20 protein-coding genes are annotated in these 24,012 nt (G+C 70.8%); 6 read left to right on the top strand and 14 right to left on the bottom strand.

Annotation, left to right across the window (positions count from 1 at the left end; all coding sequences use genetic code 11):
- Positions 1 to 46: 46 nt before the first annotated feature.
- From ACFWCK_RS07100 to rplU, 5 genes are all read right to left on the bottom strand, one after another.
- Positions 47 to 1,273 (bottom strand): glutamate-5-semialdehyde dehydrogenase, encoded by a 1,227-nt coding sequence (locus tag ACFWCK_RS07100; RefSeq protein ID WP_378805958.1) that lies wholly within the window; start codon positions 1,271 to 1,273, stop codon positions 47 to 49.
- A gap of 126 nt (positions 1,274 to 1,399) precedes the next feature.
- Positions 1,400 to 2,182, bottom strand: coding sequence for a glutamate 5-kinase (gene proB, locus ACFWCK_RS07095; RefSeq protein ID WP_233309242.1), 783 nt, complete (start codon positions 2,180 to 2,182; stop codon positions 1,400 to 1,402).
- Positions 2,179 to 3,708, bottom strand: coding sequence for a GTPase ObgE (obgE, locus tag ACFWCK_RS07090; RefSeq protein ID WP_378805201.1), 1,530 nt, complete (start codon positions 3,706 to 3,708; stop codon positions 2,179 to 2,181). Before obgE ends, proB begins: the two co-directional genes overlap by 4 nt.
- Before the next feature lie 102 nt (positions 3,709 to 3,810).
- Positions 3,811 to 4,068 (bottom strand): 50S ribosomal protein L27, encoded by a 258-nt coding sequence (rpmA, locus tag ACFWCK_RS07085; RefSeq protein WP_378805200.1) that lies wholly within the window; start codon positions 4,066 to 4,068, stop codon positions 3,811 to 3,813.
- Between the two features lie 20 nt (positions 4,069 to 4,088).
- Positions 4,089 to 4,397, bottom strand: a complete 309-nt coding sequence (rplU, locus tag ACFWCK_RS07080) for a 50S ribosomal protein L21 (protein WP_233309240.1) — start codon at positions 4,395 to 4,397, stop codon at positions 4,089 to 4,091.
- Positions 4,398 to 4,666: 269 nt separating this feature from the next.
- Between rplU and ACFWCK_RS07075 the strand changes: the two genes are divergently transcribed.
- Both ACFWCK_RS07075 and ACFWCK_RS07070 read left to right on the top strand, forming a co-directional pair.
- Positions 4,667 to 4,966, top strand: coding sequence for a DUF4031 domain-containing protein (locus ACFWCK_RS07075; RefSeq protein WP_233309239.1), 300 nt, complete (start codon positions 4,667 to 4,669; stop codon positions 4,964 to 4,966).
- Positions 4,963 to 5,592: a TMEM175 family protein gene (locus tag ACFWCK_RS07070; RefSeq protein WP_378805198.1), complete on the top strand. Its 630-nt coding sequence runs from the start codon at positions 4,963 to 4,965 to the stop codon at positions 5,590 to 5,592. The genes ACFWCK_RS07075 and ACFWCK_RS07070 overlap by 4 nt, the downstream gene beginning before the upstream one ends.
- Positions 5,593 to 5,626: 34 nt before the next feature.
- Here ACFWCK_RS07070 and ACFWCK_RS07065 read toward each other — a convergent pair whose 3' ends face one another.
- The gene (locus ACFWCK_RS07065) at positions 5,627 to 8,167 is read right to left on the bottom strand and encodes an Rne/Rng family ribonuclease (protein WP_378805197.1); all 2,541 of its coding nucleotides are present in this window, start codon (positions 8,165 to 8,167) and stop codon (positions 5,627 to 5,629) included.
- Positions 8,168 to 8,429: 262 nt separating this feature from the next.
- Between ACFWCK_RS07065 and ACFWCK_RS07060 the strand changes: the two genes are divergently transcribed.
- A complete protein-coding gene (locus ACFWCK_RS07060) occupies positions 8,430 to 9,050 on the top strand; it encodes a vitamin K epoxide reductase family protein (protein WP_233309236.1) in 621 nt (206 codons plus the stop codon).
- Between the two features lie 88 nt (positions 9,051 to 9,138).
- Here the strand turns inward: ACFWCK_RS07060 and ndk are convergent, their stop codons facing one another.
- From ndk to ileS, 4 genes are read right to left on the bottom strand one after another with little or no spacing between them, the layout of a single operon-like run.
- Positions 9,139 to 9,555 carry a nucleoside-diphosphate kinase gene (gene ndk, locus ACFWCK_RS07055; RefSeq protein ID WP_045272553.1) on the bottom strand — a complete coding sequence of 139 codons (417 nt, stop codon included), beginning with the start codon at positions 9,553 to 9,555 and terminating at the stop codon, positions 9,139 to 9,141.
- Position 9,556: 1 nt separating this feature from the next.
- Positions 9,557 to 10,036 carry a DUF4233 domain-containing protein gene (locus tag ACFWCK_RS07050; RefSeq protein ID WP_378805195.1) on the bottom strand — a complete coding sequence of 160 codons (480 nt, stop codon included), beginning with the start codon at positions 10,034 to 10,036 and terminating at the stop codon, positions 9,557 to 9,559.
- Complete coding sequence (locus ACFWCK_RS07045; protein WP_378805193.1) at positions 10,024 to 11,379, bottom strand: bifunctional folylpolyglutamate synthase/dihydrofolate synthase; 1,356 nt, start codon at positions 11,377 to 11,379, stop codon at positions 10,024 to 10,026. The genes ACFWCK_RS07050 and ACFWCK_RS07045 overlap by 13 nt, the downstream gene beginning before the upstream one ends.
- Positions 11,376 to 14,714 carry an isoleucine--tRNA ligase gene (ileS, locus tag ACFWCK_RS07040; protein WP_378805192.1) on the bottom strand — a complete coding sequence of 1,113 codons (3,339 nt, stop codon included), beginning with the start codon at positions 14,712 to 14,714 and terminating at the stop codon, positions 11,376 to 11,378. The genes ACFWCK_RS07045 and ileS overlap by 4 nt, the downstream gene beginning before the upstream one ends.
- A gap of 374 nt (positions 14,715 to 15,088) precedes the next feature.
- Between ileS and ACFWCK_RS07035 the strand changes: the two genes are divergently transcribed.
- Complete coding sequence (locus ACFWCK_RS07035; protein WP_378805191.1) at positions 15,089 to 15,733, top strand: pentapeptide repeat-containing protein; 645 nt, start codon at positions 15,089 to 15,091, stop codon at positions 15,731 to 15,733.
- On the opposite strand, the gene ACFWCK_RS07030 is transcribed toward ACFWCK_RS07035, so the two are convergent.
- Genes ACFWCK_RS07030 through ACFWCK_RS07015 form a run of 4 tightly spaced genes read right to left on the bottom strand, consistent with a single transcriptional unit; the run spans position 15,730 to position 20,729 of the window.
- A complete protein-coding gene (locus ACFWCK_RS07030; RefSeq protein WP_378805189.1) occupies positions 15,730 to 17,262 on the bottom strand; it encodes an ATP-binding cassette domain-containing protein in 1,533 nt (510 codons plus the stop codon). The two genes, ACFWCK_RS07035 and ACFWCK_RS07030, sit on opposite strands and share 4 nt — an antisense overlap.
- Positions 17,259 to 18,071: an ABC transporter permease gene (locus tag ACFWCK_RS07025; RefSeq protein WP_378805188.1), complete on the bottom strand. Its 813-nt coding sequence runs from the start codon at positions 18,069 to 18,071 to the stop codon at positions 17,259 to 17,261. The genes ACFWCK_RS07030 and ACFWCK_RS07025 overlap by 4 nt, the downstream gene beginning before the upstream one ends.
- A complete protein-coding gene (locus tag ACFWCK_RS07020) occupies positions 18,068 to 19,084 on the bottom strand; it encodes an ABC transporter permease (RefSeq protein WP_378805187.1) in 1,017 nt (338 codons plus the stop codon). The genes ACFWCK_RS07025 and ACFWCK_RS07020 overlap by 4 nt, the downstream gene beginning before the upstream one ends.
- 25 nt (positions 19,085 to 19,109) lie before the next feature.
- Complete coding sequence (locus ACFWCK_RS07015; RefSeq protein WP_378805186.1) at positions 19,110 to 20,729, bottom strand: ABC transporter substrate-binding protein; 1,620 nt, start codon at positions 20,727 to 20,729, stop codon at positions 19,110 to 19,112.
- A 175-nt stretch (positions 20,730 to 20,904) separates the two neighbouring features.
- Here ACFWCK_RS07015 and valS point away from each other — a divergent pair, with 175 nt between their 5' ends.
- Positions 20,905 to 23,526: a valine--tRNA ligase gene (valS, locus tag ACFWCK_RS07010; RefSeq protein WP_378805185.1), complete on the top strand. Its 2,622-nt coding sequence runs from the start codon at positions 20,905 to 20,907 to the stop codon at positions 23,524 to 23,526.
- Positions 23,523 to 23,786 (top strand): hypothetical protein, encoded by a 264-nt coding sequence (locus ACFWCK_RS07005; RefSeq protein ID WP_378805183.1) that lies wholly within the window; start codon positions 23,523 to 23,525, stop codon positions 23,784 to 23,786. Before valS ends, ACFWCK_RS07005 begins: the two co-directional genes overlap by 4 nt.
- Positions 23,787 to 24,012: the final 226 nt, after the last annotated feature.

Genomic DNA, 24,012 nt, shown 5'->3' with positions numbered 1-24,012 from the left:
ATTCTCCAGAGTGATCAGGGTGGATCTCAGCTCCTCAGTCTAGCCCTCAGGCGCGGGTCTGCCCCGACCCGCGCGCCAGCCACTTGGTGCTGGTCAGCTCGGCGAGTCCCATCGGGCCTCTGGCGTGCAGCTTCTGCGTGGAGATGCCGACCTCGGCGCCGAAGCCGAACTCGCCGCCGTCCGTGAACCGCGTCGACGCGTTCGCCATCACGACCGCGGAGTCGACCTCGGCCAGGAAGCGCTCGATCACAAGGGCGTCCGTGCTGATGATCGATTCGGTGTGCCCGGTGCTGTACCGCCGGATATGCGCGAGCGCCTCGTCGAGATCCTCCACCACGCGCATCGACAGATCGAGGCTCATGTGCTCGGTCGCCCAGTCCTCGTCCGTCGTCGCCACGGCCTCCGGCACGAGCCGGCGGATGTCCTCGTCGCCGTGGATCGTGACGCCCTGCGCGATCAGCGCCTCCGCGACCTCGGGGACGAGCCGGCCGGCGGCACCGCGGAGCACGAGCACCGTCTCCACGGCGTTGCACACGCTCGGACGCTGCACCTTCGCATTCACGACGATGTCGCGCGCCCAATCCAGCGGCGCCGTGTCGTCGAGCACGATGTGCACCACACCGGCGCCGGTCTCGATGACGGGCACGGTCGACTCCGTCACCACGGTCTCGATGAGCCCCGCACTGCCGCGCGGCACGAGCACGTCGATGAGTCCTCGGGCGTGCATCATCGCGGTGGCGCCCGCACGGCCGAAGTCGTCCACGGTCTGGATCGCCTCGGCGGTGACCCCGGCCGACACCAGTGCGTCGCGCATCACGCGCACCAGCACCGTGTTGCTCTCCCTGGCGGCACTGCCCCCGCGCAGCACGGCCGCGTTGCCGGAGCGCAGGGCGAGCGCGGCGATGTCGACCGTGACGTTCGGGCGCGCCTCGTAGATCGCGCCGACCACGCCGAACGGCACCCGCACCTGCTCCAAGGCGACGCCATTGGGCATCCGGTGCCCGCCGACGACACGGCCGACCGGATCCGGCAGGGCCGCCACCTCGCGCACCGCGGCGGCGAGAGCCTCGATCCGCTTCTCGTCCAGGCGCAGGCGGTCCAGGAGGGCATCGCCGATGCCCTCTGCCGCACCGCGGGCGAGGTCACGGGCGTTGGCGGCGATGATGTCGTCCGCGGCGGCCACGAGTGCGGCGGCGATCGCCTGCAGCGCTGCGACCTTGCCGTCGCTCGTGAGCCGTGCGGTCTCGCGCGACGCCTCCTTCGCCGCGCGCATCCGCGCCTCAGGGGAATCCGGCCCGTCCTGCGCGGAGGCGTCGGCGGGCACGGCGAAGTCGGCGATCAGGGTGGACATGCGGTCAGTGTACCGACGCCACACACCCGGGCGGCCCGGATGACGGATTCAGACCGCCGGCTCGAACCAGGTGCCGATCTCCGCGCCGGAGAGCGCCTCGGAGACCAGATCCGCGCTGGTCACCAGCACGCCGATGCCGCTGGCCGCGGCCAGGCGCGCGGCGGACACCTTGGTCGCCGCTCCCCCGGTGCCGACGCCGTTCACCACGGTCGCGCCGAACTCGAGACCGGAAAGATCGGCGCCCGCGGCCACGACGTCGAGCGGCTCTGCCGCCGGGTCTGAGGGCGGTCGGGTGTACAGCGACTCGACGTCGCTGAGGAGCACGAGCGCGTCGGCCCCGGTCAGTTGCGCCACCAGCGCGCCGAGCCGGTCGTTGTCGCCGAAGCGGATCTCCTGCGTGGCGACGGTGTCGTTCTCGTTCACGATCGGCAGCACCCGCAGCCCGAGCAGACGCTCCATGGCGCGGCGGGCGTTGCTGCGGGAGGTCGGATGCTCCAGATCGCCGGTGGTCAGCAGCACCTGCCCGGCCACGATGCCGTGCGGGCGCAGGGCCTCCTGGTAGCGGTAGATGAGGAGGTTCTGGCCGACAGCGGCCGCGGCCTGCTGCGTGGCAAGGTCGGTGGGCCGCGCGTCGAGCTGGAGGAACGGGATCCCTGTGGCGATCGCGCCGGAGGAGACGAGCACGATCTCGGTGCCGCGCGCGTGCGCCGCAGCCAGTGCCTCCACCAGCAGGGGGATGCGCCAGGCGGCCTCGCCGCTGATCGACGACGATCCGACCTTCACGACGATGCGCGCCGCCGCGGGCAGATCCGCCCGCGTCAGCGCCGTCATTCGACGTCCTCGCTGCCGGCGTCCTCTCCGGCTGCGGTACCCCGGGCGAGGCGCTGCTCCTCGAGCTCGGCGCGCGCCGCCGCCTTCGCGTCCATGCGCTCGTGGTACCGCTCGCGGCGCTCGTTGGTGGTGCGTCGCGTGTTCGGGTCGAAGCGCGAGTCCAGACCGCGCGGCGAGGTGATCAGCTCTGCCGCGGAGGACATCTGCGGCTCCCAGTCGAACACGATGCTCTCGCCGGGGCCGATCACGACCGTGGATCCGCGCTCCGCGCCCAGGCGGAACAGCTCGTCCTCGACGCCGAGCTTCTCGAGACGGTCGGCCAGGTAGCCCACGGCCTCCTCGTTCTGGAAGTCGGTCTGCTGCACCCAGCGCACCGGCTTGTCGCCGAGGATCCGGTACACGTTGCCGTAGCTGCCGCCCTCGACGCGGATCTCGAACTCGCGCTTCGACCCTCGGGGCCGGATGACGATGCGCTCCTTCGGTGCGGCGGCGGCCGCAGCCAGTTCCGCGCGGTGTTCGTCGACGATCTCGCCGAGCGCGAAGGTCAGCGGACGCAGGCCCTCGTGCGAGACCGTGGAGATCTCGAACACGCGGAACCCGCGCTGCTCCAGCTCCGGGCGCACGAAGTCCGCGAGCTCGCGCGCCTCCGGCACATCGATCTTGTTGAGAGCCACCACCTGCGGCCGTTCCAGCAGCGGCACCTGTCCTTCCGGAACCTCGTAGGCGGCGAGCTCGGCGAGGATCACGTCGAGATCGCTGAGCGGGTCGCGACCGGGCTCGAGCGTGGCGCAGTCGAGCACATGCAGGAGCGCGGAGCATCGCTCCACGTGCCGGAGGAACTGCAGACCGAGCCCACGCCCCTCGCTCGCGCCCTCGATGAGGCCGGGCACGTCGGCCACGGTGTAGCGGGAGTCGCCGGCCTGCACGACGCCGAGGTTGGGGTGCAGCGTGGTGAACGGGTAGTCGGCGATCTTCGGCCGTGCGGCGGAGATCGCCGCGATGAGGCTCGACTTGCCGGCCGACGGGTAGCCGACCAGCGCGACGTCGGCGACGGTCTTGAGCTCGAGAACGACGTCGCCCTCGAAGCCGGGCGTGCCCAGCAGTGCGAATCCGGGAGCCTTGCGCTTGGGCGTCGCCAGTGCGGCGTTGCCGAGCCCGCCGTGGCCTCCCGCAGCGGCCACATAGCGCTCGCCCGGGGTGACCAGGTCGGCCAGGACCGTACCGTCGGGCGCCTTGACGACCGTGCCGACCGGCACGAGCAGCTCGAGGTCCTCACCGTCGTAGCCGGCGCGGTGGTCGCCCATGCCGAAGCCGCCGTTCTGCGACGTGCGGTGCGGCGAGTGGTGGTAGGACAACAGCGTGCCGGTCTGGGGGTCGGCGACGAGCACGATGTCGCCGCCGTCGCCGCCCTTGCCGCCGTCAGGGCCGCCGAGGGGCTTGAACTTCTCCCGGTGCACCGACACGCAGCCATTGCCGCCCTTGCCCGCGCGCAGGTGCAGCGTCACCCTGTCGACGAACGTGACCATGCGGATCCTCCTGGGTTGCGGGATGGCACTGACCGAAGCGTGCCGGGATATGGAAACGGGGCGAGCCGAAGCCCGCCCCGTTGCCGAAAGTCTGCGCTGCGATTACTCGGCAGCTACGACGATGTTGACGACCTTGCGGCCGCCCTTCGCGCCGAACTCGACCGCGCCGGCGGCGAGGGCGAACAGCGTGTCGTCGCCACCACGGCCGACGTTCACGCCGGGGTGGAAGTGCGTGCCGCGCTGACGGACGAGGATCTCGCCGGCGCTGACGGTCTGACCGCCGAAGCGCTTCACGCCGAGTCGCTGTGCGTTGGAGTCACGACCGTTGCGGGTCGAGCTCGCACCCTTTTTGTGTGCCATTTCTCAGCTCCTCTTCGTGCTTACTTGATGCCGGTGATCTTGACGCGCGTGAGGTCCTGACGGTGGCCCTGGCGCTTCTTGTAACCGGTCTTGTTCTTGAACTTCTGGATGACGATCTTCGGGCCACGGAGGTGGCTGACGACCTCTGCCGTGACCTTGACCTTCGCGAGCTTGTCGGCGTCGGTGGTGATCTTGTCACCGTCGACGAGGAGCACCGCGGCCAGCTCGACCTTGTCGCCCTGGGCCGCCTTCAGACGGTCGAGCTGAACGATCGTGCCGACCTCGACCTTCTCCTGGCGTCCACCGGCGCGCACTACTGCGTAAACCACTTCATACCTGTTTCGTTGGGGAGCGGGACCGCTCCGTAATCTCACGGGAAGACTGTGCGTGCATCGCGCCACAGCAGAGGGATCCGCAGTGGCGGGCGCGAGTTGCATGATCCCGCGGCGGCCGAGTGGGGCGTCCGGCGCGGTGCACCAAGGAGCTACTTTACCGGATGCGCCCTCGCCTCGCAAAGCGAGCGCGGCCGTGTCGGGATCCGGATCCGATCGCCGGGCGCATGAGCCCCGGCACCCGTCGTCGCGTCTAGGATCGCGGAATGGCGATCCTCGTGGACGACGCGATCTGGCCGGCGCACGGCCGCCTCTGGGCGCACATGGTCAGCGACACCAGCGTCGCCGAACTGCACGCGTTCGCCGCGCGTCACGAGATCCCGCCTCGGGCGTTCGACCTGGACCACTACGACGTCCCCGCCGACGCCCTGGACCGGCTCGTCGCAGGCGGCGCGGAGCGCGTGGGGGGCAAGGAGCTCACCCGCCGGCTGATCGCATCCGGCCTGCGCGTCCCGGCCCGCGATCGCACCGGCGGGCACGACCACGACACGAGGATCCCGCGATGACCTCGAGCAGGCTGGAGGCGTTCAGCGACGGGGTGCTCGCGATCATCATCACCGTGATGGTGCTCGGGCTCGCCGTTCCGAAGGGCTCGACCTGGACAGACCTCGTGCACACCTCCGGGCTGGGTCTGCTCACCTATCTGCTGAGCTTCGTCTACGTCGGGATCTACTGGAGCAACCACCACCACCTGTTCCAGTTGCGTCCCACGGTGAACGGCGCCGTGCTCTGGGCCAACCTGCACCTGCTGCTCTGGCTGTCGCTGTACCCCTTCACGACCGCGTGGCTGACCGAGACCCGCGTCGCCCAGGTTCCCACCATCGTCTACGGGCTCAACCTGCTCGGCGCCGCCATCGCGTACACGATCCTGCAGCGCACGATCGCGCGTCAGCCCGGCGGGAACAGGATCCGCGAGGCGTTCGGGCACGATGTCAAGGGCATCATCTCGCCGCTGCTGTATCTGAGCGGTCTGGGCCTGTCGTTCGTCGTTCCATGGCTGGGCCTGATCCCCTATGTCATCGTCGCCGTGGTCTGGCTGGCGCCGGACCGGCGCGTCGAGCGATACCTGCGCACGCACGCGACCGATGTCTCGGAGCGGGCCGCCGACGACGAGGAGGACCCGGCGCCGTAGCGCCGAGCCCTCCTGACGTGGTCCTGCGGCCGGGTCAGCCCTGCTCCGCCTGGGGTGCGGCCTCGGTGGTGTGCACGACGGCCGTGCCCGCGGAAAGCGCGGCGGTGGTCACCCGGCGACGGTTGCGGCCTTGTCCCGGCGCCTTGGGCTCGGGAAGCGCATCCAGCACCGAGTCGAGCAGCTGCTCGGCCTCCGTCCTGGGCGCCTTGCTGCGGTCGGAACCGCGCTTCTTCCGCGGCTTCTTGGATCGTTCCTGTGCCGAGCGCTCGGCCGGAGCATCCGCCACCGGCTCCGCGGGCGCGTCGCCGGCGGCCGCTGGCGTCTCCCCCGCGGCGCGGCTGGAGGCGGCGATCTGGGCGAGAGCGGACTTCGCGCCCTCCGGAATGACGTGCGTGCCGCCGTTCGCGGGCGCGGCGGACGCGGCCGGCGTGGAGCCGTTGCCGTTCCCGTTCCCGTTGCCGTTCGAGGGGGCGTTGCCGCCGCCGCGCTGGCGACGGTTGGAGCTCTGCTGGGGGGCCGCCGCGCGGTGCTTCACGACGGGGTCATGGTGCACGATCACTCCGCGGCCCGCGCATACCTCGCAGGGCTCGCTGAAGGTCTCCAGCAGACCGAGGCCCAACTTCTTGCGCGTCATCTGCACGAGCCCCAGCGAGGTCACCTCGGCGACCTGGTGCTTGGTGCGGTCGCGGCTCAGGCACTCCACCAGACGGCGCAGCACGAGGTCGCGGTTGGACTCGAGCACCATGTCGATGAAGTCGACGACGATGATGCCGCCGATGTCGCGCAGGCGCAGCTGGCGGACGATCTCCTCCGCGGCCTCGAGGTTGTTCTTGGTGACCGTCTCCTCGAGGTTTCCCCCCGAGCCGACGAACTTGCCGGTGTTGACGTCGACGACGGTCATGGCCTCGGTGCGGTCGATCACGAGGGATCCCCCCGACGGCAGCCACACCTTGCGGTCCAGCGCCTTCTCGATCTGCTCGGTCACCCGGTAGACGTCGAACGGGTCGCTGGTGTCCTCGTACGCCTCGACACGATCCAGCAGGTCGGGCGCGACGCTCTCCAGGTACGAGCGGATGGTGCGGCCGGCGTCGGCGCCCTGGATGCGCATCCGCGTGAAGTCCTCGTTGAAGACGTCGCGGACGATCTTGACGAGCAGGTCGGGCTCGGCATGCAGCAGCGCAGGCGCCTGCTGGGTCTCGACCTGCTTCTGGATGTAGCTCCACTGCGCGGTCAGGCGCTGCACGTCGTTGGTCAGCTGCTCCTCGGTGGCGCCCTCAGCCGCCGTGCGCACGATCACGCCGCTGGACTCCGGGAGCACCTCCTTGAGGATGCGCTTGAGGCGCGCGCGCTCGGTGTCGGGCAGCTTGCGCGAGATGCCGTTCATGGATCCGTTCGGCACGTACACGAGGTAGCGGCCGGGCAGCGAGATCTGGCTGGTGAGGCGGGCGCCCTTGTGGCCCACCGGGTCCTTGGTGACCTGCACCAGCACGCGATCGCCAGCCTTGAGGGCGAGCTCGATACGGCGCGGCTGGTTGCCGGTCTCCACGCCGTCCCAGTCCACCTCGCCCGAGTACAGCACGGCGTTGCGGCCGCGACCGATGTCGACGAACGCGGCCTCCATGCTGGGCAGGACGTTCTGCACGCGGCCCAGGTACACGTTGCCGATGAGGGACGCGTCCTGGTTGCGGGCGACGTAGTGCTCGACGAGCACGTTGTCCTCGAGAACGGCGATCTGGGTGCGGCCGTTCTTGGAGCGCACGATCATCTCGCGATCGACGGCCTCGCGGCGGGCGAGGAACTCGGCCTCGGTGACGACGGGGCGACGACGGCCGGCATCGCGGCCGTCTCGGCGGCGCTGCTTCTTGGCCTCGAGCCGGGTGGATCCCTTGATCGCCTTCGGCTCCGTGATGTACTCGACGACCCGCTGGCGCTGACGCGGCTGCTCGATATCGCCGCCGCGGCCGCGCGAACGCCGTCCGAAGGAGTCGTCGGCGTCGTTGTCGTCCCGTGCGTCGCGGCTGTCGCGCGCACCGCGGGAGGAGCGGGCCGGGAGCGGGACGATCGTGGGAGCGTGGAAGTGCAGCTGCGTCGAGACACGGGAGACGAAGATCTCCGGCAGCAGACCGAGGCTCACGGCGGTGACGGCCTCGGGCTCCGCCTCCGGGGCGGATCCGGCGGCGCCGTCAGTCGCGGGCTCGTTCGCCGGGGCGGTCTCGGGCTCGGACTCCACGAGCGGCTCCGCCACGAGCTCGGGCTCAGCGGCCGTCTCGACCTCGGTGACGGACTCGGCCTCGGGCTCCACGGGAGCCGCGCTCGCGGCAGCGGGCTCCGCGGCGCTCTCGGCGGCGGGCTCCGCGGCGCTCTCGGCGGCGGGCTCCGCGGCGCTGTCGACATCGGCGGGCACGGCTGCGTCCTCGTCGGATGCGGCCGGGGTCACCGCCTCGTCCACGACCTCGGCGGAAGCGGTGTCCTCGTCCGTCGGCGCGGGCGTCGGCTCCGCGGGCTCGGGAGCTACCGGCGCCTGCAGCGCGTCGAGGTCGAGGGTAGGGGCGTTGTCATTGTTCTCGTCGGCCATCTCTGGCGTACTCCCTGCACGACGGCCGGGCCGTCGTGAATTCTCTCGTGCGACACCCTCGGCGTCGCGAACTCAATCGGTCTGCGATCGGCATGTGCTCTGATCGCTGGGGGCAGGAGCCCCCGAAGTCTGTATCCGTCGGCCGCCATCACGGCGACGCGACCCGTCCATTATCGCACCATCGCGGCCGGATGCCCGCCTTGACGCGAACCGATGCATCCGCATGCATCCCGCACAGAACGGCGACTGCGATAATCGCGGCATGTCTGCACAGCGCAACCTCGCGGGGACCAGGCCCGTCGGCTACGCCATCTGGCTCATCGTCGCGAGCGTCGTCGGGTGGTGGGCCGCCTTCCAGCTCACCCTCGACAAGTTCGCCACCCTGGAGAATCCGACCGCCGATCTCAGCTGCAACGTCAGCGTGTTCGTGCAGTGCGGGAAGAACCTGGATTCCTGGCAGGGCTCGGTGTTCGGCTTCCCGAACCCGCTCATCGGCCTCACCGGGTGGATGGCCCCGCTCGTCGTGGGCGTGGCGATCCTCGCGGGCGCCCGCTTCCCCCGCTGGTTCTGGGGGCTCTTCGGCCTCGGCATCACCGGCGCCTTCGTCTTCATCGCATGGCTGATCTGGCAGAGCTTCTTCGATCTGCACACGCTGTGCCCCTGGTGCGGCCTGACGTACCTCGTGGTGATCCCCACGTTCCTGGCGACCGTCCAGCAGCTCTTCGCGAACGGGACGTTCCCGATCAGCCGGGGCGCCCAGCAGGCGGCGCGTCGACTCGGCTCCTGGGTGCCGCTCGCATCGATCCTGGCGTTCGCGATCGTGGTGCTGCTCGCCCAGATCGCCGGAGTGGATCTGATCGGCGAGGTCGTCCGGATGTTCTGAGCCCGGTCGCACCGCCGGATCCGGCGAGCAGAACGCCCCGGTCCTCGATGAGAGGACCGGGGCGTTCACGTCTGCGGAGCTGTGGGGATCAGCCGAACCAGATTCCGAGCTCGCGCGCGGCGGACTCGGGCGAGTCGGAGCCGTGCACCAGGTTCTGCTGCACCTTCAGGCCCCAGTCGCGACCGAAGTCGCCGCGGATCGTGCCGGGCGCGGCCGTGGTCGGGTCGGTGGTGCCGGCCAGCGAGCGGAAGCCCTCGATGACGCGGTTCCCGGCTAGGCGGATCGCGACGGACGGGCCCGAGAGCATGAACTCGAGGAGCGGCTCGTAGAACGGCTTGCCCTCGTGCTCGGCGTAGTGCGCGGCGAGGAGGTCGCGGTCGGGGTCGACGAGGCGGATGTCGACGAGGGCGTAGCCCTTCGCCTCGATGCGGGCGAGGATCGCGCCGGTGAGGCCGCGGGCGACGCCGTCGGGCTTGACCAGGACGAGGGTCTCTTCGGTGGGCATGTCAGTCACTCTCTGTCGTCTTTCCAGCGGTGTCGGTGGAGGAGGTGGTGGGGGTGGTGGGATCCGCGCGGTGGGCGGAGGCGGCGGCGCGGTCCGCGCGTCCGCCGACGATCATCGCGTAGGCCCACATGCCGCCGAACACGATCGCGACCAGCAGGATCGCGGGCACCAGGATGGCGGACAGCAGGACGATGACCTGCAGGATCCATCCCATCACGATTCCGGTCCTGCTGCCCATCATCCCCGCGGCGGCGAGCATCGCGACGCCGACCACGGCGCCGCCCACGATGCCCCACCACGGCTCGATGTCGGGGCCGAGCGCCTTCAGCCCGTAGACGGTGAGCCCTGCCAGGCCCACGACGATCGCCTCGAACGCGAGGATGATCGACCCGAGCTTCTGCGCGAGCCCCCGCGGTTTCCGGGTGCGGCGGGGACGCACAGCGCGCGCGTCGGTCGCGGAGTGGTCGGTCACGCGCGCCATCCGCTCTTCCAGTCCTCATCGGCGGCGAGCGAGATCGCCTCGCCCGCGAGCACGACGGATCCTGCGATCACGACCGCGCGACGATCCGCGGAGGCTGCCCATTCACGGGCCGCGTCTGCAGCCTCGGCCAGGGTCGGATGCACCGTGGCCCGGCCGCCGGCGCGCTCCACCAGATCGGCGATCGCGTCGGGTTCGCTCGCCCGGTCGGAGTCGGGGGCGGTCGCGAACACGTGCTCGACGGACGGCAGCAGCGTCTGGACGATGCCCGCCGCGTCCTTGTCTCCGAGCACGCCGAGCACGAGGCCCCACTCGTCGAAGTCGAAGCTGTCCTTCAGCGCGGCCGCGAGGGCGCGTGCGCCGTGCGGGTTGTGCGCCGCGTCCACGACCACGGTCGGGGCGATGCCCAGCAGCTGGAGGCGGCCGGGCGAGGTGGCGCCCTGCAGCCCCTCGGCGAGCACGTCGCCGACGATCGCGTGCTGCGCTCCGCCGATGAGCGACTCGACGGCCGCGATCGCGAGGGCCGCGTTGAACCCCTGGTGCTCGCCGTACAAGGGCAGGTACTCCTCGGCATACTGCCCCGCGAGGCCCCGCACCGTGATCTGCTGGCCGCCCACGGCGAGGCGCTGCTCGACGAGGGCGAAGTCCTGCCCCTCGAAGGCGATGCTCGCGCCCCGCTCCGCCGCGACCCGGCGCAGCACGGCCTCGGCCTCGGGCGTCTGCCGCGAGGAGACCACGGCGGCGCCGTCCTTGATGATCCCGGCCTTGACCTCCGCGATCTTCGCGATCGTGTCGCCCAGGCGGTCGGCGTGGTCGAGGTCGATCGGGGTGAAGACCGCCACATCGCCGTCGGCGGTGTTCGTGGAATCCCACGATCCGCCCATACCCACCTCGAGCACGAGCACGTCGATGGGGGCGTCCGCGCAGGCCACGAAGGCCAGCACGGTGAGCAGCTCGAAGAAGGTCAGCGGCGCGTCGCCGGAGGCCTCGAGCTCGGCGTCGACGATCCCGACGAAGGGCTCGACCTCCTCCCACGCATCGGCGACGGCGGCATCGGCGATCGGCTCGCCGTCGATCATGATCCGCTCGGTGAACCGCTCCAGGTGCGGGCTCGTGAACAGGCCGGTGCGCAGACCGTGCGCGCGTAGCAGGCTCTCGATCATGCGCGCGGTCGAGGTCTTGCCGTTCGTGCCGGTCAGGTGCACCACCCGGTACGTCTTCTGCGGGTCGTCCATGAGCTCGAGCAGACGGGCCGTGCGCTCCTTGCGAGGCTGCACCCACCGCTCCCCCGCCCGCTCCAGCAGTGCGGAGTAGACGGCGTCCGCGCGTTCGCGGTCATCGGTCACGATGCATCTCCGATCCGGCTCACGGCGACGGCGAATCCGCCGCGGTTCGCGTAGGTGCCCTGGTCGATGTCGGCCACGAACTCCGCCGTGGCGAACTCGGCGGCCGCGTCCAGCACGTCCGCCTCGATCGCGAGCGTCTCCTCGGCCACCGCCGCGACATCGAACGCCGAACGGACCGCCGCGGCATCCTCCGCATCGGCGAAGCGCAGCTGCAGGCGAATACGGTCGCTCACGTCGAAGCCGGCGTTCTTGCGGGTGTCCTGCACGGCGCGGATCACGTCGCGCGCCAGACCCTCCGCCTCGAGCTCAGGGGTGGTCGCGGTGTCGAGCAGCACGAAGCCGCCGGTCGGGACGACGGCCAGCGCCTCGCCCTCCGGGCGCCCCGTGGTCTCCAGCGCGAGCTCGTACTCGTGCGGTTCGAGGGCGATGCCATCCGCCGTCACCACGCCGGATTCCTCGGTCCAGAAGCCGTCCTTCGCGGCGCGGATCACGCGCTGCACGTCCTTGCCGAGGCGCGGACCAGCGGCGCGGGCGTTGACGCTGAGGCGGTGACTGATGCCGTAGTCCGCCGCCGTTCCCTCGCCCTGGGCGACCAGCTCGACGCTCTTCACGTTCAGCTCTTCGCGGAGGATGTCCTCGAACGGCGCCAGCGCAGCCGCCTGCGGCGAGACGACGGTGAAGCGGGCCAGCGGCAGGCGCACGCGCAGCTTCTCCTTCTTGCGCAGCGCGTTGCCGACGCTGGACAGCTCGCGCACCGCGTCCATCGCGTCGCGCACGTCGTCCGCGTGCGGGAACAGCTCGGCATCGGGCCAGTCGGTCAGGTGCACGCTGCGCCCGCCGGTGAGCCCCTGCCAGACGCGCTCGCCGATGAGCGGCACGAGCGGCGCCGCCACGCGGGTCAGCGTCTCCAGCACGGTGTAGAGCGTGTCGAAGGCCTCGGTGGTCGTGGGGTCGGACGGGTCGACGCCCACCCAGAACCGATCGCGCGAGCGGCGGATGTACCAGTTCGTGAGCACCTCGGCGAATTCGCGCAGGCGCGAGGCCGCGGTGGTCGAGTCGAGGCCCTCCAGGTCCTCCTGCACGCCGCGGACGAGATCACCGGTGCGCGCCAGGATGTACCGGTCCAGCACGTCGGTCGAATCCGTGCGCCACCGCGCCTCATAGCCCGAGCCGTCGGGCCCTGCCGCGGCGTTGGCGTAGGTGGCGAAGAAGTACCACGAGTTCCACAGCGGCAGGATGAACTCGCGCACGCCGGCGCGGATCCCCTCCTCCGTCACGGACAGGTTGCCGCCGCGCAGCACCGAGCTCGACATCAGGAACCAGCGCATCGCGTCGGATCCGTCCCGGTCGAACACCTCGGAGACGTCGGGGTAGTTGCGCAGCGACTTCGACATCTTGTAGCCGTCGGATCCCAACACGATGCCGTGGCAGCTCACGCCCGTGAAAGCGGGGCGGTCGAACAGCGCGGTCGACAGCACGTGCATGAGGTAGAACCAGCCGCGGGTCTGCCCGATGTACTCGACGATGAAGTCGGCGGGCGAGTGCGAGTCGAACCACTCCTGGTTCTCGAACGGGTAGTGCACCTGCGCGAACGGCATGGACCCCGAGTCGAACCACACGTCGAAGACGTCCTCGATGCGCCGCATCGTGCTCCGCCCGGTGGGGTCATCGGGGTTCGGCCGCGTCAGCTCGTCGATGTACGGACGGTGCAGATCCACCTGTCCCTCGGCGTTGCGCGGCAGGCGACCGAAGTCGCGCTCCATGTCCGCGAGGGATCCGTAGGCGTCGACGCGCGGGTACTCAGGGTCGTCGCTCTTCCAGATCGGGATCGGGGATCCCCAGTAGCGGTTGCGGCTGATCGACCAGTCTCGTGCGCCCTCGAGCCACTTGCCGAACTGGCCGTGCTTGACGTTCTCCGGCACCCAGGTGATCTGCTCGTTGTTCGCGAGCATGTCGTCCTTGAAGTCAGTGACGCGCACGAACCAGCTGGACACCGCCTTGTAGATGAGAGGGTTCCGGCACCGCCAGCAGTGCGGGTAGGAGTGCAGGTAGCTCTGCAGGCGCAGCAGGCGCCCGTTCGCACGCAGCAGGCGTACGAGCGGCGTGTTCGCGTCCATCCAGAGCTCTCCCGCCACGTCGGTGACGTTCGGCAGGAACCGCCCGCCCTCGTCGAGCGAGAGGATCGTGGGGATCCCCGCGGCGCCGGCGACGCGCTGGTCGTCCTCACCGTAGGCGGGCGCCTGGTGCACGATGCCGGTTCCGTCGCTCGTCGTGACGTAGTCGTCGACGAGGATCTGCCAGGCGTTCTCGGTGCCCCAGGTCTCGGTGTCGGCGTAGTAGTCGAAGAGGCGGTCGTACGTCACGCCCCCCAGCTCGGCGCCGGTCACGGTGGTGGCGACCGCGGCCAGCGCGTCCTCCGCGGTGTCGTAGCCGAGGTCCTTCGCGTAGCCGCCGAGCAGGTCCTGCGCGAGCAGGAAGCGGTCGCCCTGCGCCCCCTCCGAGGTTCCGTTCGGCCCCGCGGGCAGCACGGCGTAGACGATCTCCGGCCCCACCGCGAGCGCGAGGTTGGTCGGCAGGGTCCAAGGGGTCGTGGTCCAGGCCAGTGCCCTGGCTCCCTCGAGGCCGAGGGCCGCCGCCTTCTCCCCGGAGAGCGGGAAGCTCACGGTGACGGAGGGATCCTGGCGCTCCTTGTAGACGTCGTCGTCCATGCGCAGCTCGTGCGCGCTGAGCGGCGTCTCGTCGCGCCAGCAGTACGGGAGCACCCGGTACCCCTCATAGGCGAGGCCCTTGTCGTGCAGGGTCTTGAAGGCCCAGAGCACGCTCTCCATGTAGCCGAGGTCGAGCGTCTTGTAGCCGCGCTCGAAGTCGACCCAGCGCGCCTGGCGGGTGACGTAGTCCTGCCACTCGTGCGTGTAGGCGAGCACCGACTCGCGAGCCTTCGCGTTGAAGACGTCGATCCCCATCTGCTCGATCTCGTCCTTCTCGGTGATCCCGAGCTGCTTCATCGCCTCGAGCTCGGCCGGGAGGCCGTGCGTGTCCCACCCGAACACGCGGTCGACCTTCTTGCCGAGCATGGTCTGGAAGCGCGGGAACAGGTCCTTCGCGTAGCCCGTGAGCAGGTGGCCGTAGTGCGGCAGGCCGTTGGCGAACGGCGGGCCGTCGTAGAAGACCCACTCCTCGGCGCCGTCGCGCTGGGCGATCGAGGCGCGGAAGGTGTCGTCGGCCTCCCAGAACGCGAGCACGTCGCGCTCGATCTCGGGGAAGCGCGGGCTCGGGGTGACGGCGTCGGCGGCGGGGCCGAAGGATCCGGCGGAAGAGGTGCGCGGGTAGGTCATCGTGTCTCGCAGTGTCGGTGGCGGGCGGGAGCTGCGCGCCGGGACGATCCTGCGCCGGTTCAGGCGAAGGGACCGCGGTACCACCCTGCATTGCCCGAACCATGAACCTGTCGGTTGACAGCTCGGACCACTTTCACTGCGGCTGTGACGGGCCTGCCCCGCTCGGTTCTACTGATTCCGGCTCCGGCGCTTCGACAGGCTCAGCGACCGCAGGGCGGAACGTTCTTCCGAGAGCTCCCCGGTGATGGCCGGATCGATGCTCGTGCTGTCCAGTCTAACGCCGCCTCTCGGGCCGCCGCGCCGCCGTGCGGAAGAGGGCCGGGTAGGGCATCGAACCATGAGCCGCTGTCGGCGAGGGGTCCTAGGGTCGTGGCATGGCCCGCAGCACCGAACGACCCCAGCCGCCCCGCGCCTCGCCGCCCGATCTGCCGGACGAGCTCGAAGACGCGGTCGGCCGTCGTCACGGCGACCACGTCGGCCAGAGGATCCCGCTCGCCGAGGATCTCGCGCACGCGCAGTTCGAACAGTGCTCGCTGTCGGGCGCGGCGGACCGCGTCGACCTGACCGGGGCGACGCTGCTGGATGTCGAGATCGTGGACGCGCGCACGCCTGTGCTGTCGCTCAAGGATGCGACGATCCGGCGGCTGCGCATCGCGGGCGGGCGGATCGGCACGCTCGACCTGTCCGGCGCGCACGTCGCGGAGCTGATGCTCGAGCACGCCCGTATCGACTATCTGTCGCTCGCGGCAGCGAAGATCCAGGACTCCGTCATCGCCGACTGCACGCTCGCCACCGTGGATCTCCCGTCGGCCACGGCCACCCGCGTGAGATTCGAGCGCTGCAGCGCAGACGAGGTCGATACTCGGGGCCTCAGGGCCGACGCTCTCGATCTGCGCGGGCTCGACGCCCTCGCGTTCCTCGACGTGACGGCCCTGCGCGGCACCACGCTGTCGGCACGGCAGGTCGAGCTGCTCGCCCCGGTCTTCGCCCGCGCGGCCGGCATCGACGTCCAGGACTAGTCGGAGGAGGACGACGCGGCGAGCAGCTCCCGCGTGAACGGGTGCTGCGGCTTGGCCAGCACCTGGGCGGCCGGGCCCTGTTCGACGATCGCCCCGTCCTGCATCACGAGCAGATCGTCGGCCACGGAGGCGATCACGCCGAGGTCGTGCGAGACGAGGAGCATCGTCAGCCCGCGGTCGCGCTGCAGGCGGTCCAGCAGCGCGAGGATGCGCGCCCGCACGGTCGCGTCCAGAGCCGACACCGGCTCATCGAGCACGAGCACCTCGGGTTCCGCCGCGAGCGCACGGGCGATCGCGGCCCGCTGCCGTTGACCGCCCGACAGCGCGGCAGGGCGCCGTGCCGCGAGCGCGGGATCCAGGCCGACCTCGCGCAGCAGGTCGGCTGCGCGCGCCACCCGCTGCCCGCGGGCAACACCCCCGGCGGCGAGCGCCTCGCGGAGCGAGCGTCCGATCGACCAGCGCGGGTCGAACGCGCCCAGCGGGTTCTGATGCACGAGCTGGATCCGCGGCCGCGCACCGGCGGCCCAGGTGACCGTGCCGGTGTCGGCGCGCTCGACCCCGAGGAGGACACGGGCCAGCGTGGTCTTCCCCGACCCGGATTCCCCGACCACGCCGAGTGTGCGTCCGCGACGCCACTCGAAGGAGATGGCACGGAGCGCGGGCCGGTCGAAGCTCTTGCCGACGGCGGCCACGGTCGCGAGCAGCGGCGCGTCGCCGAGGGGCGCGGTGCGCGGTGCCGGGGTCGAGGCGAGCACGAGGTCTCGCGTGTACGCGTCCTTCGGGGCGGCGAGCACCTGGCCCGCCGCCCCGTGCTCGACGACGCGCCCGTCCTTGAGCACCACCACGCGGTCGGCGATCCGGCGCACCGCCGCCATGTCGTGACTCACGAACACGACCGCAGTGCCGTCGTCGGCGATCCGGCGCAGAAGCGTCAGCACCCGCGCCTGCACGGTGGCGTCCAGCGCCGTGGTCGGTTCGTCGGCGACCAGCACCGTGGGCGCGGCGGCGAGGGCGCTCGCGATGAGGGCCCGTTGACGCAGCCCGCCGGAGAGCTCGTGCGGTCGCTGCCGGGCGCGACGCTCCGGGTCCGGAATGGCGACGTCGGCGAGCAGCTCCCGCACCCGCGCGCCCCGTGCCGCACGCGGAACGGATCCATGGATCTCCAGCGGCTCGGCGACCTCGGCGCCGATGCGGCGCAGCGGATCCAGGGACACGAGCGCATCCTGCGAGACCAGGGCGATGCGTGCTCCGCGGAGCGTCCGCCATCCGCGCTCGGGCAGCGCCACGGCATCGACACCGTCCACCTCGAGCGTCGCCGCGGAGACCACGGCGTGCTCCGGCAGCAGGCCGAGCAGCGCCCGGACCGTGAGCGACTTGCCGGCCCCCGACTCCCCGACGAGCGCGACGCACTCCCCCGGCGCGACCGTGAACGCGACGTCGTCCACGAGCACTCGCCGGTCGATGCGGATGCGCAGGCCCTCCACCCGGAGACTGGAGCGGGCGCCGCCCGCGGGAGCCTCGGCGCTCATGCGCGCCTCCCCTCGGCTCGGGCCCGCAGCGTGCGCCCGAGGAACGTCGCCGCGAGCACGGTCAGCGTGATCGCCAGCCCGGGGAACACGGCGATCCACCAGGCCTGGCCGAGCACGTTGCGCCCGCCCGCGAGCATCAGCCCCCACTCGGGCGACGGCTCCGCGGGGCCGAGCCCGAGGAAGCTGAGGCCCGCGGCGGCGAGGATGCTGGAACCGAGCCCGATCGTTGCGAGCACGCTGAGCGCGCCGAGCACACCGGGCGCGACGTGCCGTCGAAACGTCGTGAACGCTCCGACGCCGAGGATGCGCGCCGCCTCGACATGCTCGGCGCGCCGCAGCACCTGGGTCTGCGCGCGGGCGAGCCGCACGTACACGGGGATCGCGGCGAGCGTCACGCCGATGGCGACGTTGGCGACTCCGGGACCGAGGATCGCCACGACGACCAGGGCCAGCAGGAACTCGGGGAACGCCATCAGCACGTCGTTCGTGCGCATCAGCGCGGCGTCGACCGGCCGCGGCGCCACCCCGGCGAGCGCACCGACGATCAGACCGACCACGAGTGCCAGAGAAGTGGCCAGGACACCGATGCCGAGCGAGCGCCCGGCCCCATGCACGACCCTGGCGTACACGTCGCGCCCGCTCTGATCCGTACCGAACGGGTGCCCCGGTCCCGGCGGCAGCAACGCGTCGCGCACGTGGGTCTGCAGCGGATCCGCCGGGGCGAGCAGGGACGGCACGAGGGCGGCCAGCACGAACGCGGCCAACACGAGCACGGCGATCGCGAGCAGGGCGCGCCGCACCGGCCTCATGCCGCGGCCTCCGGGCGCGCGGGTGCAGCCTCGGCCGGGCGACCGGCGGATGCCCGCAGGCGCGGATCCAGGAACGGCGCCGCGAGCTCGACGAGGGTGTTCACGATCACGTACACGAGGGCGCTGAACAGGATGATCCCGGTCACCACCGGCAGGTCGCGCCCGGTGATCGCCGCCAGCGTCACCCGCCCCAGTCCCGGCCGGGCGAACACCGTCTCCACCAGCACCGCACCGCCCAGCAGCGACCCCACGAGGTATGCGCTCAGGGTCAGCGCCCCGATCGAGCCGTGCCGCAGGGTGTGCCGCAGCGTGAGCCGGGCATGGTCGGCGCCGCGTGCGCGCACCGTCAGCGCCCACGGCTGCCGCTCGGCCGCCTCCACGCCGTCGCGAAGCACCTGGCCGAGCAGCGCCGCGACGGGCAGCGCCAGGGTGACCGCCGGCAGCACGAGGCTCGCCCCGGTCCGTGAGCCCGCGACGGGGAACCAGCCCAGCCCGAAGGCGAACACCGTGAGCAGCAGCAGCCCGATCCAGAACACGGGCGAGGACAGCACGATCAGCTCCCCTGCCGCGACGAGCCCTCGGGCGAACGGCCGGCGGGCGATCAGCACTCCGGCGAGCGCGAGCAGCACCGCGATCGCGAGGGCGAGCGCCGTGAGCTGCAGCGTGGCGCCCAGCTGACGGCCGATCACCTCGCTCACCGGCATCCGCAGCTGATAGGACGTGCCGAGATCACCGTGCAGCAGATCGGACAGCATCGACAGATATTGCTGCCAGAGCGGCCGGTCCAGCCCGAGTTCCGCCCGGATCCGCTCCTTGACCGCCTCGCCCACCTGGGCCTGCGGGCCGAGCATGACGCTCACAGGGTCGCCGGGCAGCACCCGGAACGCGAGGAACGAGAGGGTCGCCGCGCCCCACAGCACGAGCACGACCGACAGCGCCGTCCCGCCGATCCGGCGCAACACGGCACCGGATCGGCGGGCGGACCTGTTCCGGAGTCGCTGTCGATCCCTCACGAGCGGACGATATCGCGAACCGCGCTCACTTCACGCTGGTGCCGAAGAACAGCGGCCGCCCGTAGATGTCGAAGCCGAGACCCGTCACCTTGTCACCCACGGCCGTGATCGCGGAGGTGACGTACAGCGGGACGATCGCGTCGTCCTTCGCGTTCCACTGCTGGATCTGCGCGTAGACGTCGGCCCGCTTGGTCGCATCGGTCGTGGCGATGCCGTCCTTCAGGAGCTCGTCGAGCTTCGGGTCGCTCACCGAGGACGCGTTCTGGAAGCCGTCGGTCGCCAGATGGCTGCGCAGCAGATCGGGGTCGACGCCGGAGAAGTCCCAGTCGGTGATGTCGAAGGTCTTGGGGCCGTACTTCTCGTTGTAGGCGCCCGGTTCCAGCGTCTCCCGCGTGACCTCGAACCCGACGGACTTGAGGTCCGACTGGATCGCGTTCGCGAGGGCCGCGTGGTCATCGGAGACGGGGGTCCAGGCGATCCAGTTCGCGGTGAGGCGCTTCCCGTCCTTGATGCGGATGCCGTCCGCTCCGCGCTGGGTCCAGCCGGCCTCGTCGAGGAGCTTGTTCGCGAGATCCTTGTCGAAGGGCCAGCTCTTCTCGAGGCTCTTGTCGTAGCCGGGCGTGGTCGGTCCGAGGATGCTCCACGCGCGCGGGAACTGGCCGAAGAAGATCTTGTCGACAGCGGCGTCCACGTCGATCGCCCGGGTGAAGGCCTCGCGCACCTTCTGATCCGCGAACACCCCGTTGCGCTCGTTGAGGAAGAGCGAGTACGGCAGGCCGGGCACCTGCACGGACTTCACGGTCGCGGATCCCTTGATCTGCGACACGAGGTTCGGCGGCAGCTGCGAGGCGAGGTCGATCTCGCCCGAGGTCACGGATCCGCTGCGCACGGACGCCTCCGGCAGGATCTGGACCCGCAGCGTCTTGAACGCGGGCGCCTTCTGCCCCTCCGGCGCCCAGGCGTACTTCGCGTTGCGGGAGTACACGATCTCCTGATCGGGCGTGTACGACGAGATCTGGAACGGGCCGGTGCCCACGGTGATGCCCTTGCCGCCGGCGGCGAGATCCGCCGAGTGCTCGGTGAGCGATTTCGGCGCGTAGAAGCCGAGCTGCGCGGTGCTCGCCGCCTGCAGGAACGGCGCGTAGGGCTGCGAGAAGGTGACCTTCACGGTGGTCGGGTCCACCACTTCGGTGCCCTTGTAGAGGTCGCCGCCGAGCATGCTCGCGGCCTGCGCGGACTTGGTCGCGGGATCGGCGATGCGGTCGAAGTTCGCCTTCACGGCCGCCGCGTCGAACTTCTCGCCGTCGGTGAAGGTGACATCGTCGCGCAGGTGGAACGTGTAGACGGTCCCATCCACGGAGACCTCCCACTTCTTCGCGAGCCACGGCACGAAGGTTCCGTCCGCCTTCTGGAACACCAGCGAGTCCAGCACGGCGCGCTGCACCATGGCGGTCACGTCGAGCTGGCTGGTCTGCGGATCCATCTTGCCGCTGGAGAGCAGGCTGCCGTCGACACCCCAGACGAGCTCGCCGTTCGCGTCACCGGATCCGGATCCGCTCGAGGCGGAGCAGGCGCTGAGAGCGAGCGCGGCGGCCGCGGCGAGCGCGGTGAAGGGCAGGAGTCGACGCCGAAGCGGAGAAGGCATGAGGGATCCTCGGGGTGCGGTGAGGGGTGCTGAGTGCGGGACACTCCAGGCTACCGGTTTGTGGACGGGGTGGATCTATCGGTGGCGTTCCGTGCAGGCCTGCCCGGTAGACTGTCGCCACACCCCACACTCAGGCACGCTCACACAGTGCCGCACACATCGAACGAGGAGATCCATGTCGTCGTTGAACGCCATCCCGGACAAGCCCGCACTGGAAGGCCTCGAAGCGAAGTGGGGTGAGCGCTGGTCCACGGACGGCACGTTCCTCTTCGATCGCCTCCGCGCCGCGCAGGACGGCCGTGACGGCGTCTACTCGATCGACACTCCGCCGCCGACGGCGAGCGGCAGCCTGCACATCGGCCACGTGTTCTCCTACACGCACACCGACATCAAGGCGCGCTTCGAGCGCATGCGCGGCAAGAACGTGTTCTACCCGATGGGCTGGGACGACAACGGCCTGCCCACCGAGCGCCGCGTGCAGAACTACTACGGCGTGCGCTGCGACCCGTCGCTGGGCTACGACCCCGACTTCACTCCCCCGTTCGAGGGTGGCGACAACAAGTCCTCCCGGGCAGCGGATCAGCTGCCCATCAGCCGGCGCAACTTCATCGAGCTGTGCGAGAAGCTCACCGAGGAGGATGAGAAGCACTTCGAGGCCCTCTTCCGTCAGCTCGGACTGAGCGTCGACTGGACCCAGACATACCGCACCATCTCGAACGAGTCGATCCGGCAGAGCCAGCTGGCGTTCCTGCGCAACCTCGAGCGCGGTGAGGCCTATCAGTCCCTCGCACCGACCCTGTGGGACGTCGATTTCCGCTCCGCGATCGCGCAGGCCGAGCTCGAGGACCGCGACCAGCAGGCCGCGTATCACACCATCGATTTCCCGTTCGCGGACGGATCGGGCCACATCACGATCGAGACGACGCGTCCCGAGCTGCTGCCCGCGTGCGTGGCGATCGTCACGCACCCGGAGGGCCCGCACAAACACCTCATCGGCACGAAGGTGCGCACACCCTTCTTCGACGCCGACATCGAGATCCACGGCCACCACCTCGCCCAGCCCGACAAGGGCACCGGCGCCGCCATGGTCTGCACCTTCGGCGACGTGACCGACATCGTGTGGTGGCGCGAGCTGCGCACGACCGACGGCCGCGACCTGCCGAACATGACCACGATCGGCCTCGACGGGCGCTTCCTGCCCGACGCCCCCGCCTCGGTGGGCCACGCGGACGCGGCCGCCTGGTACGTGGAGAACATGGCCGGCAAGACGGTGTTCTCGGCCCGCAAGGCGCTCGTGGAGAAGCTGCAGGAGACCGGGGCCATGACCGCGGTCGGCAAGCCGTTCAACCACGCGGTGAAGTTCTTCGAGAAGGGCGACCGCCCGCTCGAGATCGTCTCCACCCGCCAGTGGTACATCCGCAACGGCGCGCGCGACGCCGGGCTCCGCGACCAGCTGCTCGCGCACGGCGCCGAGCTGTGCTGGCACCCGGAGTTCATGCGCGTGCGCTACGAGAACTGGGTGGGCGGCCTGACCGGCGACTGGCTGGTCTCCCGGCAGCGCTTCTTCGGCGTGCCGATCCCGCTGTGGTACGCGCTCGACGAGAACGGCGAGCGCGACTACGACCGCGTCCTGACCCCCGCGCACGCGACCCTGCCGATCGATCCCACGAGCGACGTGCCCGCCGGCTACACCGCGGACCAGCGCGGCGTGCCGGGCGGTTTCGACGCCGAAGCGGACATCCTCGACACCTGGGCGACCTCGTCGCTCACCCCCCAGCTCGCGGGCGGCTGGGAGCGCGACAGGGAACTCTGGGATCTCGTGTCGCCGATGGACCTGCGTCCGCAGGGACAGGACATCATCCGCACCTGGCTGTTCTCGACCATGCTGCGCTCGACGCTCGAGGACGGCCGCGCCCCCTGGCGGAACGCCGCGATCAGCGGCTTCATCGTCGACCCCGACCGCAAGAAGATGTCCAAGTCCAAGGGCAACGTGGTCACCCCCGCCGACATCCTCGACGCGCACGGATCCGATGCGGTGCGGTACTGGTCGGCTTCCAGCCGGCTCGGGGCCGACGCCGCGTTCGACCCGCAGAACCCGACGCAGGTGAAGATCGGTCGCCGCCTGGCGATCAAGATCCTCAACGCCGCGAAGTTCGTGCTGTCCTTCCCGGTGCCCGAGGGCGCCGAGATCACGCATGCCCTGGACGCCTCGATGCTCGCCACCCTGGACGGCGTGGTGCGCGATGCGACGACGGCGTTCGAGAACTACGACCAGGCCAGGGCGCTGGAGATCACCGAGGCGTTCTTCTGGACGTTCTGCGACGACTATCTCGAGCTCGTAAAGGAGCGCGCCTACGACCGCACGAACGTCGGTCAGGCGTCCGCGGCCCTCGCGCTGCGTCTCGCGCTGTCCACGCTGCTGCGCCTGCTCGCCCCGATCGTCTCGTTCGCGACCGAGGAGGCCTGGAGCTGGTTCGAGGACGGCTCGGTGCACAACGCGGCCTGGCCTGAGCCGCTCGGCCCCGTGCCGGGATCGACCGAAGCCGGCGACCCCGTCGTCCTCGCGACCGCGAGCAAGGCGCTGATCGGCATCCGCCGGGCGAAGACCGAGGCCAAGGCTTCCCAGAAGACCCCGGTGTCGTCCGCGACGATCGCCGCCCCGCCGGCCGAGATCGCGGCCCTCGAGGCCGCAGCCGACGACCTCCGGGCCGTGGGTCGCATCTCGGAGATCGCCTTCGTCGAGGCGGACGCGCTCGAGGTCACAGCCATCGAGCTGGCACCGGCCGAGGAGGCATGATGCAGCTCGGGACGCGCTGGGCCGCCGGATCCGAGCCGCCGGCATCGGTTCCCGCGGCCCTGCGCCCGGCCATCGCCGACGCCGAGGCGCGCAGCGTCGCGGGCGGCACGCTGAGCCTGCACACCGGGGCGCTGAACCTGCTGCGCGGGACTTGGACCCTCACCTGGCTGGAGGGCCGGCCGATCGCCGAGCTCGACACGGGCTGGGAGGTCTCGCGCACCGCCTCGGGCGAGGTCGTGGTCCGTCCGTTCGAGGACTGATCGGTCCCCTCCCGCGGACGTCGAGCGAGCACCGACGCAGTCGGAGCGAGACGAGACGCCGCCCGCGCGGGGCTCTCAGCGCGAGCGTGAGCCAATCATCTGCAGCGCCTGCTCGAGGACGTACGGATCCGCGGGTCCTGCGCGCCTGCTGCTCGCGAAGCATGTCGATGGCGAGCGCGCGTCGCTCCGCCCGGCGCTCGACGCGCCGGCGGACGTGAGCGGTGAT

The organism is Microbacterium sp. NPDC060117, assembly GCF_042729315.1.
In the GTDB taxonomy this organism is placed as follows: Bacteria; Actinomycetota; Actinomycetes; order Actinomycetales; family Microbacteriaceae; genus Microbacterium.
This window is presented reverse-complemented; position numbering and strand designations above follow the sequence as displayed.